At 64.1% G+C, this 15729-nt stretch carries 15 protein-coding genes; 6 read left to right on the top strand and 9 right to left on the bottom strand.

Annotated elements, in window-relative coordinates; all coding sequences use genetic code 11:
- Nucleotides 1-24 precede the first annotated feature (24 nt).
- The 4 genes from FS665_RS03710 to FS665_RS03695 all read right to left on the bottom strand — a co-directional run bounded on the left by FS665_RS03710 (nt 25) and on the right by FS665_RS03695 (nt 4269).
- Nucleotides 25-981 carry a FecR domain-containing protein gene (locus FS665_RS03710; protein ID WP_145183615.1) on the bottom strand — a complete coding sequence of 319 codons (957 nt, stop codon included), beginning with the start codon at nt 979-981 and terminating at the stop codon, nt 25-27.
- Nucleotides 978-1496: an RNA polymerase sigma factor gene (locus FS665_RS03705; protein WP_145183612.1), complete on the bottom strand. Its 519-nt coding sequence runs from the start codon at nt 1494-1496 to the stop codon at nt 978-980. Before FS665_RS03705 ends, FS665_RS03710 begins: the two co-directional genes overlap by 4 nt.
- Nucleotides 1497-1624: 128 nt before the next feature.
- Nucleotides 1625-2335, bottom strand: coding sequence for a PolC-type DNA polymerase III (locus FS665_RS03700; RefSeq protein WP_145183609.1), 711 nt, complete (start codon nt 2333-2335; stop codon nt 1625-1627).
- Nucleotides 2332-4269 (bottom strand): DUF294 nucleotidyltransferase-like domain-containing protein, encoded by a 1938-nt coding sequence (locus FS665_RS03695; protein WP_145183606.1) that lies wholly within the window; start codon nt 4267-4269, stop codon nt 2332-2334. The genes FS665_RS03700 and FS665_RS03695 overlap by 4 nt, the downstream gene beginning before the upstream one ends.
- 114 nt (nt 4270-4383) lie before the next feature.
- Here FS665_RS03695 and FS665_RS03690 point away from each other — a divergent pair, with 114 nt between their 5' ends.
- Nucleotides 4384-4923 (top strand): response regulator, encoded by a 540-nt coding sequence (locus FS665_RS03690; protein WP_145184965.1) that lies wholly within the window; start codon nt 4384-4386, stop codon nt 4921-4923.
- Between the two features lie 46 nt (nt 4924-4969).
- Here FS665_RS03690 and FS665_RS03685 read toward each other — a convergent pair whose 3' ends face one another.
- On the bottom strand, nt 4970-7147 hold the full coding sequence (locus tag FS665_RS03685; protein WP_145183603.1) for a malate synthase G: 2178 nt from the start codon (nt 7145-7147) through the stop codon (nt 4970-4972).
- A 447-nt stretch (nt 7148-7594) separates the two neighbouring features.
- On the opposite strand from FS665_RS03685, the gene FS665_RS03680 reads away from it, so the two are divergent.
- Nucleotides 7595-8113: a glycine cleavage system protein R gene (locus FS665_RS03680; protein WP_145183600.1), complete on the top strand. Its 519-nt coding sequence runs from the start codon at nt 7595-7597 to the stop codon at nt 8111-8113.
- Nucleotides 8114-8342: 229 nt separating this feature from the next.
- On the opposite strand, the gene rarD is transcribed toward FS665_RS03680, so the two are convergent.
- From rarD to FS665_RS03660, 4 genes are all read right to left on the bottom strand, one after another.
- On the bottom strand, nt 8343-9230 hold the full coding sequence (gene rarD, locus FS665_RS03675; RefSeq protein WP_145183597.1) for an EamA family transporter RarD: 888 nt from the start codon (nt 9228-9230) through the stop codon (nt 8343-8345).
- Between the two features lie 55 nt (nt 9231-9285).
- Nucleotides 9286-10260 (bottom strand): serine/threonine protein kinase, encoded by a 975-nt coding sequence (locus tag FS665_RS03670; RefSeq protein ID WP_145183594.1) that lies wholly within the window; start codon nt 10258-10260, stop codon nt 9286-9288.
- A gap of 77 nt (nt 10261-10337) precedes the next feature.
- Nucleotides 10338-11102, bottom strand: a complete 765-nt coding sequence (locus FS665_RS03665; protein WP_145183591.1) for a TOBE domain-containing protein — start codon at nt 11100-11102, stop codon at nt 10338-10340.
- 26 nt (nt 11103-11128) lie between these two features.
- The gene (locus tag FS665_RS03660) at nt 11129-11866 is read right to left on the bottom strand and encodes a ComF family protein (RefSeq protein ID WP_145183588.1); all 738 of its coding nucleotides are present in this window, start codon (nt 11864-11866) and stop codon (nt 11129-11131) included.
- A gap of 88 nt (nt 11867-11954) precedes the next feature.
- Between FS665_RS03660 and bioB the strand changes: the two genes are divergently transcribed.
- Genes bioB through bioC form a run of 4 tightly spaced genes read left to right on the top strand, consistent with a single transcriptional unit; the run spans nt 11955 to nt 15722 of the window.
- Nucleotides 11955-13013, top strand: coding sequence for a biotin synthase BioB (gene bioB / locus FS665_RS03655; RefSeq protein WP_145183585.1), 1059 nt, complete (start codon nt 11955-11957; stop codon nt 13011-13013).
- Nucleotide 13014: 1 nt separating this feature from the next.
- On the top strand, nt 13015-14187 hold the full coding sequence (gene bioF / locus FS665_RS03650) for an 8-amino-7-oxononanoate synthase (RefSeq protein WP_145183582.1): 1173 nt from the start codon (nt 13015-13017) through the stop codon (nt 14185-14187).
- Nucleotides 14180-14911, top strand: a complete 732-nt coding sequence (locus FS665_RS03645; protein WP_145183579.1) for an alpha/beta fold hydrolase — start codon at nt 14180-14182, stop codon at nt 14909-14911. Before bioF ends, FS665_RS03645 begins: the two co-directional genes overlap by 8 nt.
- Nucleotides 14904-15722, top strand: a complete 819-nt coding sequence (bioC, locus tag FS665_RS03640) for a malonyl-ACP O-methyltransferase BioC (RefSeq protein WP_145183576.1) — start codon at nt 14904-14906, stop codon at nt 15720-15722. Before FS665_RS03645 ends, bioC begins: the two co-directional genes overlap by 8 nt.
- Nucleotides 15723-15729 lie beyond the last annotated feature (7 nt).

Raw genomic sequence — 15729 nt, 5'->3', positions numbered from 1 at the left:
AGCAGGCGCTCGCCGCTAAATCATCTATTTGGGAACGACGGTCACCCACCACGGGGCATGCCGTTCGAGCTTCACCGGTAGCACCGGGAGCAGCGAGGCAAGCGCCAGGTCGGTATCGGTCAATGGGAAGCTGCCGCTCACGCGCAGGTCGGCGACTTCAGCGGCTACACCCAGATGGCCACTGCGATAAGGGCTCAGCTGTTTCAGCAGATCGGCCAGGCGGATGTTGTCGACCACCAGCATGCCGCGGGTCCAGGCGTCGGCTCCGGTCGCTACCGCGCCCACCTGGCCCAGGCCATCGGCGCTCATCAAAACCTGCTGACCTTCGTGCAGTACCTGCTCCTCGAGGTGATTGTGCGGCTTGGCCGCCACCGACGACTGCAGCACTTCCAGGCGTGTGCCCTGGGTTTCGCGGCGCACCAGGAAGCGCGTGCCCAGTGGCCGCAGGCGGCCGTCGTCGGTGCGCACCAGCAGGGCACGCGGATCGTCGTGACCGGTCTCTACGGAAATTTCGCCCTGGTGCAGCACCAGCACACGCTGTTCGCCGTCGAAGTCGATATCTACCGCCGTGTGGCTGTTGAGGCTGAGCAGCGTGCCGTCGGCCAAGCGCAGGGTCCGCAGTTCGCCGGTGGCGGTGCGTTGATCTGCCAGCCAATAGCTGGGTGCCAACGAAGGCCCGGCGAGCCAGGCCAGCAGACCGCCCAGCAGCAGCATGCCGGCCAGACTGCTGCCGGCTTTGCCGATGCGCCGGCGCAGGCCGGCGCGTGATTGCAGCAGGGCCTGACGGGCGGGACCGGCTGCCGCGCCGACACGCTGATCGAGGGCGCCAAGCTGCTGCCAGGCGCGGGCATGTTCTTCGCTGGCGGCATGCCAGCGGCTGAAGGCGCTGTGTTGCTCAGGCGTGCCGCTGCCTGCGTCGAGGGTCAGCTTCCAGGCGATGGCAGCCTCCAACACCCGTGAGGAAACCGGTGCGCTGTTCACGTCGGCTCACCGTACAAGGCCACGTAGCACTGGCGCATGCCTTGGGCGATGTACTGGCGCACCCGCGACACCGAGACGCCCAGGCGCTCGGCAATGGCGGCATGGCTCATGCCATCGAGGCGGTTGTGCAGGAATGCAGCGCGGGCCTTGCTCGACAGCTTGCCGAGCAGACGATCGATGGCCTTGAGGTCTTCGAGGATCAGGTGCTGGATTTCCGCTGAGGGTTGTTCGGCTTCGGGCAGTGACGCCAGCTCTGCCAGATAGGCCTGCTCCAATGCGGCGCGGCGGAAATGATCGAACAGCAGGCCTTTGGCGACCGCGGCGAGGAAGGCACGGGGTTCGCGGGGGGTGTCCAGCTGCTCACGGCCAAGCAGGCGCACGAAGGTGTCCTGGCTCAGGTCTTCGGCACGCTGGCGGCAGGCGATGCTGCGCTGGAGCCAGGCCAGCAGCCAGCGACGATGGTCGCGGTACAGCGCGCCGACCAACTCGGCATGTGGACTGTGGGCAGAAGACACGCAGCGTCCCCCCGGAGCGAATGCATTAACTAACGATAATTATTCGCGATTGTTACAGAGGGCGGGGGCGCTTGCAATGGACGCTTATCGGAATGCCATCATGGAAAAAACTGACGCTGATGGGGCGTTCATAAGCCGTAGGCCGGCACCGCGCGGCGACGCCACTCGCGCAGGCGCTGCTCCAGTTGCAGCGGACTGTCCAACTGCTGGCGTCGAGCCTGGCTGAACAGAATCAGCGCAAGTTCAGCCGTGACCTGGGCATCGGCACTGGCATGGTGGCGCTCATCGACCTGCAGGCCAAAGCGCGCCACCCAGTCGTCAAGGCCCGCTTCGCGCAGCACGGTGTCGGGGTTGAGCATCGGCGCCAGTTCGGCGACGTCCATGAAGGGCACCTGCAAGCGATGCCCGAGGCTGTGCTTCAAGGCGCGCGCCAGCATGCGCTGGTCGAAGGGCGCATGAAAGGCCAGCACCGGGCTGTTGCCGATGAACTCGAGCAGATCGAGCAAGGCCTCGGCCGGGTCGCAACCGGCGGCCAGGGCGCTTGGCCCCAGGCCGTGAATCAGCACACTGGCACTGGTCTTGACCTGCGGGCGGTGCAGGGTGCGCTCGAACTGTTGGGAAAAATCGATGGCGCCATCGGCGATGGCAACGGCACCGATCGACAGCACTTCATCGCGATTGAGGTTGAGGCCACTGGTTTCGAGGTCGAGCACCACCCAGCGCTGTTCGCGCAGGGAGCAGACACCCAGTGGCAGTGCCGACGGCAAGCGGGCCAGGCGCTGGCGCAAGGCGTCGTCCAGCAGCGGACCGGCGGGGCGAAGCCAGGCGAACAGGCTCACAGCTGGTACCGCAAGGAAAGGCTGCTTTGCAGGCGTTGCGCCTGGCGCAGCGACTCGCGCAGGATGCGCCGGTCCAGGTGGTTGAGGCTGTCCGGGTCGACACGGTTGGAATAGGGTAGGTTGCTACGGGTCTGGCGCTGGTGCTGTTGCATGCGGGTCTGCTGGATAAAGTGGTAGGCCTCCTCGAAGGCGGCGCCATCGAAGCCATCGATCACACCGTTGGCGACCAACTGGCGCAGGCGTTCCAGGGTATTGCACGCGCCGATTCCGTTGGCCAACGCCAATAGGCGGGCGCCATCGACGAACGGGGTCAGGCCCTGGACCTTGAGGTCGAGGGTGGCAGCTTTGTCGTCGCCCTGGCGGCTGAGCACGAATTCGCGCAGGCGACCGACTGGCGGGCGTTGGCGCAAGGCGTTGGCGGCCAGCATGCGCTGGAAGATGCGGTTGTCGGCTACCTGCTCGAGCAGCTGGCGGCGCAGCTGTTCACACCCGCTGTCATCCCCCCAGACCACCCGCAGGTCGAAGTAGATGCTCGACGCCAGCAGGTTTTCCGGGCTGGCCTCGCGCACGAAGGCGGCGAAGCGGTTGGCCCATTCACTGCGCGACAGGCATAGCTCGGGGTTGCCGGCCATGATGTTGCCCTGGCACAAGCTGAAGCCGCACTGCGCCAGGCACTGATTGATGTACTGTGCCAATGGCAGCAGGCGCGCGCGAATGGCATCGGCGTCGGCGCTGTCGTTGGCCTCGAACAGGATGCCGTTGTCCTGATCGGTATGCAGGGTCTGCTCACGGCGCCCTTCGCTGCCGAAGCACAACCAGCTGAACGGCACCCCGGGGTCGCCGCGTTCGGCCAGGGCCAGTTCGATCACGCGGCACACCGTGTGATCGTTGAGCAGGGTGATGATCTGGGTGATCTGCGTCGAGGAAGCGCCATGTGCGAGCATGCGCTCGACCAGCTGACCAATCTCGCCGCGCAATTGCACCAGGGCATCAAGACGCGGGGCGTGGCGGATCGTGCGCGCCAGGTGCACCAGATCGACCCGCTGCAAGGAAAACAGGTCACGCTCTGACACCACCCCGCACAAGCGCTGGTTATCCACCAGGCAGACATGGGCGATGTGCCGCTCGGTCATGGCGATCGCGGCGTCGAAGGCACTGGCTTGGGGGCTGAGGTAAAAGGGCTGGGCGGTCATGTGCCCCGCGATGGCGGCGGCCAGGTCAGTGTCGGCGGCAGCGACCACCTGGCGCAGGTCGCGCAGGGTGAAAATGCCGATCGGGTAACGCTGCGGGTCGACCACGACGATACTGCCGACCTGCTGTTCGTGCATCAGGCGCACGGCCTCGCGCAAGGGTGTGTGCGGCTCGCAGACCACCGGGTGGCGCATGGCCAGCTCGCCCAGCGGGGTGTTGAGCGAGTACTGCATACCCAGGGTCTGCACGGCGCGGTGGCGCACCTGCTGGTTGACTTGGTCGAGCAGGCTGCTGACACCGCGCAGGGCAAAATCGCGAAACACTTCCGACAGCGAAAAGATGCGAATGAACGCCGCCTTGTTCAGTTGCAGGCAGAACGTATCTTCCCCAGCCAGGTGTTCGGTGCGGGTGGCTCGTTCGCCGAGCAGTGCCGCCAACGGAAAGCACTCGCCGCCGGCGATCTCGAAGGTGGTTTCCACTCCCGGCTTGACCAGGTGCTGGCGCTCCCCCACCACGCGGCCTTGCTTGACGATATAGAAGTGCTCGACCGGCCCATCGGCCGGCTTGATGATGCTTTCGCCACGGGCATAGAAGCGCAGCTGGCACTGCTCCACCAGAAACGCCAGGTGTGCATGTTCCATCTGATTGAACGGCGGGAAGCGCTGGAGGAACTGCAAGGTACCCTGGATGTTCTGCAGTACTGCCGTTCTGCCCGCCTGGCTGTAGGCGTCCTTTTTACTCATGACACTGACCGTATCGCTGCGCCGGACTATATATATCTATATAGGTGCCGGCCTTGTTGTTCTCGGCATCCATGGTCAGCCGACAACGCAGTGGTGCCCATTGGACGTAAGTCTATGAATGGCGGTGTCAAACAGCCGACGAAAGGCGAGCCGGGTTACGCCGGTTCTGCGGTCTTAAATCTTAAGCGGGATTTTTTTGACGAGATGACCATGGCTGAGCATGACGACATTCTGAGCGACGCTGAGCGCGAAGCATTGGCCGTGGTAAGTGCGCCGTTGGCGCCGAGCCCCGTGGTATTGATTGTCGATGACAATCCGGTGAACAGCGAGGCCTTGAAGCTGTATCTGAAAAGCAGGGGCATCGAGTGCATGACGGCCGACGGTGCGCAGGAGGCGATGCTCAAGCTGCACTACGAGCCGCGCATTGCTTTGATGATCACCGACCTGCGCATGCAGCCGGCCGATGGTCTTGAGCTGATCAAGGAGGTCCGTGAGTCGGAGCGGGCGGCGCTATCGATCATCGTGGTCTCAGGCGACACCGACGTGAAGGAAGCGGTGGATGTCATGCACCTGGGCGTCGTCGACTTTCTGCTGAAACCGGTGGACTTGGGCAAGTTGCTCAGCCTGGTCAAGGCAGAGTTACGAATCGCCTAGCAAAAAGGGGCGCCGCAGCGCCCCTTGTTACTTTGTGGCTCGCGCCTTACAACCCGTTGCGGGCCTTGAACTCGCGGCGCCGGCGGTGCAACACCGGCTCGGTGTAGCCGTTGGGCTGCCTGGCACCTTCGAGCACCAACTCGACAGCGGCCTGGAAGGCGATGTTGTCATCGAAGTGCGGCGCCATCGGCCGGTACGAGGCATCACCGGCGTTCTGTTTGTCCACCACGCCCGCCATGCGCTTGAGGCTTTCCAGCACCTGCTCTTGGCTGACCACGCCATGGCGCAGCCAGTTGGCCAGCAATTGCGCCGAAATACGCAGGGTGGCACGGTCCTCCATCAGCCCGACGTCGTGAATGTCCGGGACCTTCGAGCAACCCACGCCCTGGTCGATCCAGCGCACCACATAGCCAAGGATGCCCTGGGCATTGTTGTCCAGTTCGCTGCGGATCTCTTCGGCAGACCACTGGGTATTGGCGGCCAGCGGAATGGTCAGGATATCGTCGACCGACGCTGGGGTGCGCGAGGCCAGTTCGCGCTGGCGTGCCTGCACGTCGACCTTGTGGTAGTGCAGGGCATGCAAGGTGGCGGCGGTGGGTGACGGCACCCAGGCGGTGTTGGCACCGGCCAGCGGGTGAGCGATCTTCTGCTCGAGCATGGCCGCCATCAAGTCGGGCATGGCCCACATGCCTTTGCCGATCTGCGCCCGGCCCTGCAGCCCGGTGGCCAGGCCTACGTCGACGTTGTTGTTCTCGTAGGCGCCGATCCACTTCTCGTTCTTCATGGCGCCCTTGCGCACGACGGCGCCGGCTTCCATCGAGGTATGGATTTCATCGCCGGTGCGGTCGAGGAAGCCGGTGTTGATGAACACCACACGCTCGGCAGCCGCCTTGATGCACGACTTGAGGTTGACCGTGGTCCGGCGTTCTTCATCCATGATGCCGACCTTGACGGTGTTGCGCGGCATGCCCAGCACGTCTTCGACACGGCTGAAGATCTCGGCGGCGAAGGCTACTTCTTCCGGGCCGTGCATTTTCGGCTTGACGATGTAGACGCTGCCGGTGCGGGTGTTGCGGCGGCTGGTGTTGCCGTTGAGGTTGTGCAGGGCGATCAGGTTGGTGAAGATGCCGTCCTGGATCCCTTCGGGAATCTCGTTGCCCTGGGCATCGAGGATCGCCGGGTTGGTCATCAGATGACCAACGTTGCGCACGAACAGCAGCGAGCGACCATGCAGGGTCACGCTGCCACCGTTGGGCGCGGCGTATTCGCGGTCCGGGTTCATGGTGCGGGTGAAGCTCTTGCCACCCTTGCTGACGTTCTCGGCCAGGTCGCCTTTCATCAGGCCCAGCCAGTTGCGGTAGACCACCACCTTGTCGTCGGCGTCGACGGCGGCCACGGAGTCTTCGCAGTCCATGATGGTGGTCAGCGCCGACTCCATCAGGATGTCCTTGACCCCGGCGGCGTCGGTACTGCCGACCGGCGTGCTGGCATCGACCTGGATCTCGAAGTGCAGGCCGTTGTGCTTGAGCAGCACGGCCGTTGGCGCCGCGGCATCGCCATGGAAGCCGATCAGCTGAGCGTCATCACGCAGGCCGCTGTTGCTGCCGCCCTTCAGTGCGACGACCAGCTTGCCCGCTTCGATGCGGTAGCCGGTGGAATCGACATGCGAGCCCGCGGCCAGTGGTGCGGCTTCGTCGAGGAAGGCGCGAGCGAAGGCGATGACCTTGTCGCCACGTACCTTGTTGTAGCCCTGGCCTTTCTCGGCACCGCCTTCATCGCTGATGGCGTCGGTGCCGTACAGCGCGTCGTACAGCGAGCCCCAACGGGCATTGGCGGCGTTCAGGGCAAAGCGGGCGTTCATGACCGGCACCACCAGTTGCGGGCCAGCCATGTGGGCGATTTCTTCGTCCACGTTCTGGGTGGTGGCGTGGAAATCTTCGGCTTGTGGCAGCAGATAGCCGATTTCCTGGAGGAATGCTTTGTAGGCTACGGCATCGAAGGCCTGGCCTTGGCGTGCCTGATGCCAGGCGTCGATCTTGGCTTGCAGCTCGTCGCGCTTGGCGAGCAGGGCTTTGTTCTTTGGAGCGAGGTCATTGATGATCTTCTCTGCACCGGCCCAGAACTGCTCGGCGACGATGCCGGTCCCTGGGATGGCTTCGTCGTTGACGAAGTCGTACAGGACCTTGGCGACCTGAAGGCCACCGACTTGAACGTATCCAGTCATTGCTTGCCTCACTCTGCTCAGCTATTTCGCTCTTCTGTATTAAGCCTGTAGCGCTTCTCTAAACACGTACCAGTGCTTGCCCTCGGCGAACGAGCCGAGCGCGGCTGGGTGCAGCCTGCCAGACCGGCTGGCAGACAGTGTGCGTATTTTCACAGGCGCCTTGGCAGACATCCAAACGACGTTTTGTAGTCCGCGCCACGGGATACTACATGAAGCGGTAGACGCGGCAAAATCAGACTAAAAGCGCCGTTCTGCGACCGGTTGGTCGCAAATGGTCACGCTGGAACGCGCTATGTTCGCAAAAAAGAGGTGGATTGTTCCAGATAAATCTTGAAACAGTACACGATTGTTGTGCCGTTCTGCCCTGCGGCAGGTTGCCGCGCCTTGCCTATACTCACGCGATACGCGATTTCGCCGCCTTCGGCGGCTCAGTGCAGGGGGTGGCTAGTGGATGATCTTGTGTTGACCGTTATAGCACCTGACAAAGCAGGTCAGGTCGAGCGGATTGCCCAGTGCATTGCCGAACATGACGGCAACTGGCTGGAAAGCCGCATGCTGCGCATGGCGGGGCAGTTCGCTGGCATTTTGCGGGTCGCAGTACCGGCGTCGCGACATGAAGCATTGCTCAAGTCGCTCAAAGGGTTGGCGCAAGAAGACATCCGCGTGCTCATCGCTGAAAGCGGCCTGGAGCCTGCCAGTGATCGCAAGCCCATCAGCATGGAGCTGGTCGGTAACGACCGCCCTGGCATCGTCCGCGATATCACGCGGCTGTTGGCAGAGCAGGGGGTGAATGTGGAGCGTCTGAGCACTGAAGTTACCCCGGCCCCCATGAGCAATGAGGCGTTGTTCCGCGCCGACGCCCTGCTCGCGCTACCGCTGACCCTGTCGCTGGATGAGCTGCAGCGGCGCCTGGAGGGCTTGGCCGATGATTTGATGGTGGAGCTGCAATGGCGCTCTGAAGAATGAGCCCAGCGCCCGCCTGGGTTATCCCGCTTTTACGGGGAAGGCCCTGTGGATAACCTGGGGGTCCAAGCCGCCAGCCCATATTCCATGGGGCCTGCAGAGATTTGATCAAAAACTGCACAATGCTGCTTGGCTTTTGCACAAAGCGCGGGGACGAGGGTATGGATAACCTCTGGAGATGTTGCTGCAGGCCCTGCGATACCTGGCCTGCAGCTGTTTGGTCATCTTTTGATCAGGCGCGTTTGCGTAAATTCAGCCAGGCATCGACGCTGTACACCGCCAGCCCTGCCCAAATACAGATGAAGGCCATCAGGCTGCTCTGGGACAAATGCTCATCGAACAGCAGCACTGCCTGCAACAACACCAGAGTCGGCGCCAGGTACTGGAGGAAGCCCAAGGTGGTGTAGGGCAAATGCCGCGCTGCCGCGTTGAAACACACCAGCGGAACCAGCGTCACCGGGCCTGCTGCGATCAGCCAGAGCGCCTCGCTGCTGCCATAGAAGGCGCCTTGTGCGCTCATCGCAGCCGGATGCAGCAGCAACCAGCCGAGCGCCAGCGGCACCAGCATCCAGGTTTCCACGACCAAGCCCGGCAGGGCTGCAACTGGCGCCTTCTTGCGAATCAGGCCATAAAAGCCAAAGCTCAGTGCCAGCGCCAGGGACACCCATGGCAAGCTCCCTACCTGCCACACCTGCTGGGCCACGCCAACCGCTGCCATGGCCACTGCCAGCCATTGCAAGCGGCGCAAGCGTTCACCGAGCAGCAGCATGCCTAACAGCACATTGATCAACGGATTGATGTAGTAGCCCAGGCTCGCCTCGAGCATGCGCCCGTTGTTCACCGACCAGACATAGGTCAGCCAGTTGCCGGCGATCAGCGTGCCGCTCAGGGCCAGGATCCCCAGCCTGCGCGGGTTGTCGCGCAACTCGCGCCACCAGCCGGGGTGCTTCCACAGCAACAGCAGCAAGGAGCCGAACAGTGCCGACCAAAGCACCCGGTGAACGATGATCTCGACCGCCGGAACGCTCTGAATCGCTTTGAAGTAAAGGGGGAACAAGCCCCAGATGATGTAGGCGCTCAGGCCCAGGAGATACCCGCGGCGCAGGTTTGCAGCTTGCATGAAGAGTCCTTGCTCAGTGAAGCGAGGCCTATTGTAGACAGAGCCGCACCCGCTTCTAGAACAATTTCAGCGGTTCTTCATCCAGCGCTGCCAACTGTTCGCGCAGGGCCAGGATCTGGTCGCCCCAATAGCGCGGCTGGCCGAACCACGGGAAGCTCGGCGGGAATGCCGGATCGTCCCAACGCCGGGCCAGCCAGGCGCTGTAGTGCAACTGACGCAGGGCGCGCAGCGGTTCGATCAAGGCCAGTTCGCGTGGGTCGAAGTCGTGAAACTCGTTGTAGCCATCGATCAGCTCGGCCAACTGCCCCAGGCGCTCCTCGCGGCTGCCGGCGAGCATCATCCACAGGTCCTGCACGGCAGGGCCCATGCGGCAGTCGTCGAGATCGACCACGTGATACACCTCGTCGCGGTGCATGAGGTTGCCCGGGTGCAGGTCGCCGTGCAGGCGGATGATCTGGTGCGGCGTGCGCGCGTAGGCCGCTTCAACGCGCTTGAGCAGATCGCGGGCTACCGACTCGAAGGCAGGCAGCAGCTCCTTGGGCACGAAGCCGCCTTCGAGCAAGGTGTCGAGCGAAGCATGGCCAAAGTTGTCCACAGCCAGTGCCTCGCGGTGCTGGAACGGGCGCGCCGCGCCTACCGCATGCAGGCGGCCGAGCAGTTGGCCAAGGCGGTACAGTTGATCGAGGTTGCCCGGTTCCGGCGCATGCCCGCCGCGCCGGGGGAACAGCGCGAAGCGAAAGCCCTCGTGTTCGAACAGGGACTGCCCGGCATGCTGCAACGGTGCTACTACCGGGACCTCGCACTCGGCCAGCTCGGCGGTGAACTGATGCTCTTCGCCGATCGCCGCATCGCTCCAACGACCGGGCCGGTAGAATTTGGCGATCAGTGGCTGAGCGCCTTCGATACCCACCTGATAAACGCGGTTCTCGTAACTGTTCAGCGCCAGCACACGGGCGTCACTGAGAAAGCCCAGGCTCTCGACGGCGTCGAGCACCAGGTCGGGGGTCAAGGTAGCGAAGGGGTGAGACATGGAAGCTCCGGAAAATGGCGGCATTCAGGCATGGTACCGCATGTGGCGTAGTACGGCTGGCAGCCCGACGCCAGCACCTAGACCGGCACGCCCAGCAACACGGCGTCAGGGTGAAATTGCACCTTGAGCCTGGCGCCTTCATTGATGTCACGTTGCGCCAGCCACTGTGCATCGGCGAACGCACAGAGTGTCTGGCCGTTTTCCAGCAGCACCCGTACTTCGCCTTGGCCTTCTGCATCAGTGGTAATTGCCGCGACCGTGGCGTCGAGCAGGTTGGCGTCCGTTGTTGCGCCGTCCTGCGCCATCAGCAGATGCACCCAACCGGCCTTGAGCAGCGCCACCACCGTGCAACCGCAGTGCAGTTCCAGACGCGCAGTGCTGTCCGGGGTGATCAAGGCTGCTATCTGCAGGCCACCGGCCAGCGCCAGGCTGATGCGGTCATACCGCCCTTGGTGCTCGATGGCGATCACCTGGCCCTGCAACTGGTTGCGGGCGCTGGTGCGCAGCATCAAGCGGCCGAGCAGATCGAGATCGCTGGCGTGCTCGGCGGAGTCGAGGATCTGCGCCTGCAGTGCCTGGATCTTTTGATACAGACGCAGCACCCGCTGCCCCTCGTCCGACAATCTCGCACCGCCGCCGCCGCGTCCTCCAGTGCTGCGTTCGACCAAGGCCTGATTGGCGAGGTTGTTGAGCTCGTCGATGGCATCCCACGCCGCCTTGTAGCTGATACCAGCAGCCTTGGCGGCGCGGGTGATCGAGCCTTGCTCGGCGATGTGCTGGAGCAGCGCGATGCGCTGCGGGCGGCGGGCGATATGCTGGGTAAGCGGGGCGGGCAGGGACATGATGGCGCCTATCTGAAACTGACCCATCAAGCTTGCCCCGGTTTTGCCGTGCGTGCCAGGCAATACACATCGACCCTGCGCGCGCCGGCCTCACGCAACAGCTGTGCAATGGTTTGCGCAGTGGCTCCGGTGGTCATCACGTCATCGACGATGGCCACATGCCGATCCGCAAATTCAGCTTCGTCGCTCAGGGCGAAGGCCTGGCGCAGATTGCCGCGCCGAGCCTTGGCGTTCAGCCGCTGTTGCGCAGGCGTGTCACGGGAACGCAGCAGCCACTGCTCGTTGCAGTCGATCTGCACGGCCTTGGCCAGCCAGCGGGCCAGCATGCCAGCCTGATTGAAACCCCGCTCGCGCAGGCGCCGTTTCGACAGTGGCACGGGTATCAACAGTTGCGGCCTGGCCAGGCCTTCCGCGTAGCGGTGCCGCAGATTCAGGCCCAGCAGTTCTGCCAACAGGCGGCCCAGCGGCCACTGGCTGCGGTGCTTGAAACGGCTGATCATGGTGTCCAGGGCGAAGCCATAGCGCCAGGGCGCCACGACCTGCTCGAAGGCCGGCGGCCGGCGGCTGCATTGCCCACAGGTCAGGCCTGCCATCGGCAGGGGCAGGGCACAGCGCAGGCAATACTCATCGAGCCAGGGCAGTTCCTGTTCGCAGGCTACGCACAGCGGGTAAGGCTGCTGGGCAGATTCGCCGCACAACAAACATGCGTGGTTAATATTTAAACACTTGTAAACCAGCGACTTTAACCAAGGTTGACAGTTCATAAGCCTTCCATGACTATGCGAGCAATCCGTGATGCGCTGAACGGCATTGCTGCTCGGCGCCAGCTACAGCCTAAACAAGGAAACACCGATGAGCGCCAGCACAACTGCAACAACACGTCACGACTGGTCCCTGGCCGAGGTCAAGGCGCTATTCCAGCAGCCCTTCAACGACCTGTTGTTCCAGGCGCAGACCGTGCACCGCGCGCACTTCGATGCCAATCGCGTGCAGGTGTCGACGCTGTTGTCGATCAAGACCGGTGCCTGTCCTGAAGATTGCAAATATTGTCCACAGTCCGGCCACTACAACACCGGTCTGGAAAAGCAGAAGCTGATGGAAGTGCAGAAGGTGTTCGAAGAGGCGGCCCGGGCCAAAGCCATCGGCTCGACGCGCTTCTGCATGGGCGCTGCCTGGAAACACCCCTCAGCCAAGGACATGCCGTTCGTGCTGGAAATGGTCAAGGGCGTCAAAGCCATGGGCCTGGAAACCTGCATGACCCTCGGCAAGCTCGACCAGGAGCAGACCCTGGCCCTGGCTGACGCCGGGTTGGATTACTACAACCACAACCTCGACACCTCACCTGAGTTCTACACCAGCATCATCACCACGCGGACCTACAGCGAGCGTCTGCAGACCCTCGCTTATGTGCGTGAAGCCGGCATGAAAATCTGCTCAGGTGGCATCCTCGGCATGGGTGAGTCGCTGGACGATCGCGCAGGCTTGCTGATCCAGTTGGCCAATCTGCCCGAACACCCCGAATCGGTGCCGATCAACATGCTGGTGAAAGTCGCCGGCACGCCCCTGGCCAACGAGCAGGATGTCGACCCCTTCGACTTCATTCGCATGCTGGCCGTGGCTCGCATCCTGATGCCCAAGTCGCACGTGCGGCTGTCGGCTGGCCGTGAGCAAATGAACGAGCAGATGCAGGCGCTGGCCTTCATGGCCGGGGCCAACTCGATTTTCTACGGCGAGAAGCTGCTGACCACCGCCAACCCGCAAGCCGACAAGGACATGCAACTGTTCGCCCGCCTGGGCATCAAGCCCGAAGCGCGTGAAGAGCATGCCGACGAAGTGCATCAGGCGGCCATCGAGCAGGCCGTGGTGGAGCAGCGCAGCACCGCCCTGTTCTACGACGCAGCATCGGCCTGAGATGGCCTTCGATCTGGCCGCGCGCCTGGCCGAACGGCGCGCGGCTGACCTGTACCGGCAGCGACCGCTGCTGCAGAGCCCGCAAGGCCCCGAGGTGGTGGTCGATGGCCAGGCGCTGTTGGCGTTTTGCAGCAACGACTATCTGGGCCTGGCCAACCACCCGCAGGTGATCGCGGCCTGGCAGGACGGTGCCGCGCGCTGGGGCGTCGGTGGCGGCGCCTCGCATCTGGTGATCGGTCACAGCGCGCCGCACCACGCCGTGGAAGAAGCCCTGGCCGAGCTCACCGGACGCCCCCGTGCGCTGCTGTTTTCCACCGGCTACATGGCCAACATCGGCGCGATCACTGCCCTGCTGGGGCAGGGCGATACGGTGCTGCAGGATCGCCTGAATCATGCCTCGCTGCTCGACGGCGGATTGCTCAGCGGCGCGCGGTTCAGCCGCTACCTGCACAATGACCCGAGCAGCCTGGCCAAGCGACTGGAAAAAGCCTGCGGCAATACCCTGGTGGTGAGCGATGGGGTGTTCAGCATGGACGGCGATCTTGCCGACCTGCCGGGCTTGGCCGCTGTGGCGCGAGCGCGTGGTGCCTGGCTGATGGTCGACGACGCTCACGGCTTCGGCACCCTGGGTGCGCAGGGCGCAGGCATCGTCGAGCACTTCGGCCTGGGTATCGATGACGTGCCGGTGCTGATCGGCACCCTGGGCAAGGCGTGTGGCACCGCTGGCGCCTTCGTCGCCGGCAGCGAAGAGCTGATCGAGGCGCTGGTGCAATTCGCCCGGCCGTACATCTACACCACCAGCCAACCGCCGGCGCTGGCCTGCGCCACCCTCAAGAGCCTCGAGCTGCTGCGCCGCGAAACCTGGCGCCGCGAGCATCTGGCCGGGTTGATCGGGCAATTTCGCGAGGGCGCGGCGCGCCTGGGGCTTGCGCTGATGGACAGCCCGACGGCGATCCAGCCGATCCTGATCGGTGACAGCGCCAAGGCCCTGAAGCTCTCGCAGTTGCTGCGCAAGCGCGGGCTGCTGGTGACCGCCATTCGTCCGCCGACCGTGCCGGTTGGTGGTGCGCGTTTGCGCGTGACCCTCAGTGCAGCGCACAGCGAGGCGCAGGTGCAGCTATTGTTGAATGCATTGGCCGAGTGTTATCCACAACTGGAGGCCGCCGATGCGTAATCGTTTGATCCTTCTACCCGGCTGGGGGCTGGGCAGCGCCGCCCTCGAGCCATTGGCCGCCAGCTTGCGCGCACAAGATCCGCGCCTGCAGGTCGAGCTGGCGGCGTTGCCGGAACTGGCCGACGCCGATGTGCAGGCGTGGGTCGACTACCTGGACCGCACGTTGCCCAGCGATGCCTGGCTGGGCGGCTGGTCGTTCGGCGGCATGCTGGCCAGCGAGCTGGCACGCAAGCGTGGCGATCATTGCTGCGGCCTGCTCACCCTGGCCAGCAACCCAAGCTTCGTTGCCCGCAGCGACTGGCCGCACGGCATGGCCGAAGATACCTTCGGCACGTTTGTCGACGGCTGCCGCAGCCATACCTCGGTGACCCTCAAGCGTTTTCGCAGTTTGTGCAGCGACGGCGCCTTGCAACCGCGCACGCTCCTGCGTCAGTTGGGCATCGGGGTGCCCGACACCGACCCGCTGTACCTGGGCACGGGGCTCGAGGTGCTGGCCAGGCTCGACACCCGCGATGCCTTGCAGGCCTATGCCGGGCCGCAGTTGCATCTGTTTGCCGGCAGCGACGCGCTGGTGCCGGCGGAGGCGGCCAAGGCCTTGAGCGAGCTGCTGCCGGACGTCGAGGTCGGGCTGGTCGAAGACAGTTCCCACGCTTTCCTGTTGGAGTATCCCCAGGAGCTGGCGGCGGGCATCAAGAATTTCCTGCATGAGAGTGGCGATGACTGATCTATCCCGTCCGACCCTGCCTGGCAGCCTGCCGGACAAGCGCCAGGTGGCGGCTTCGTTTTCCCGGGCAGCCGCCAGTTATGACAGCGTCGCTGCCTTGCAGCGCGCGGTCGGTATCAGCCTGCTGGAGCAGTTGCCTGGCGACCTGGCACCGCAGCGCTGGCTCGACCTGGGCAGCGGCACCGGGCATTTCAGCCGCGTACTGGATGAGCGCTTCGACCAGGCCTGCGGCGTTGCGCTAGACATCGCCGAGGGCATGTTGCATCACGCCCGCAACCGGCGCGGCGGCGCTCGCCACCATGTGGCCGGCGACGCCGAGCGTCTGCCGCTGCGGGCAGCCTGCGTCGACCTGGTGTTCAGCAGCCTGGCCGTGCAATGGTGCGACCAGCTCGCGGCAGTGCTCGACGAAGCCCAACGGGTCTTGCGTCCAGGTGGGGTACTGGCATTCAGCAGCCTGTGTGTCGGTACCCTGGATGAACTGCGGGCCAGTTGGCAGGCGGTCGATGGCCTGGTGCATGTCAATCGTTTCCGCCGCTTCGAAGACTATCAGCGCCTGTGCGCGGCCAGTGGCCTGCAGACGCTCGTTCTGCGGCGTGAGGCGCAGGTGCTTTACTACCCCGACGTGCGCAGCCTGACCCATGAACTCAAGGCCCTCGGCGCTCACAACCTCAACCCTGGCCGGCCGGCGGGTCTGACCGGCCGGGCGCGCATGCTGGGCCTGATGCAAGCCTACGAAGCGTTTCGCCAGCCTCAGGGGCTGCCGGCTACCTACCAAGTGGTCTATGGTGTGCTGCGCAAGCCACAGGCATGAGAGGAGC

It is taken from the genome of Pseudomonas sp. URMO17WK12:I11 (assembly GCF_007677725.1).
GTDB lineage: Bacteria > Pseudomonadota > Gammaproteobacteria > Pseudomonadales > Pseudomonadaceae > Aquipseudomonas.
The sequence above is the reverse complement of the archived record's forward strand: the minus strand, read 5'-3'. Positions and strand labels throughout refer to the sequence as shown.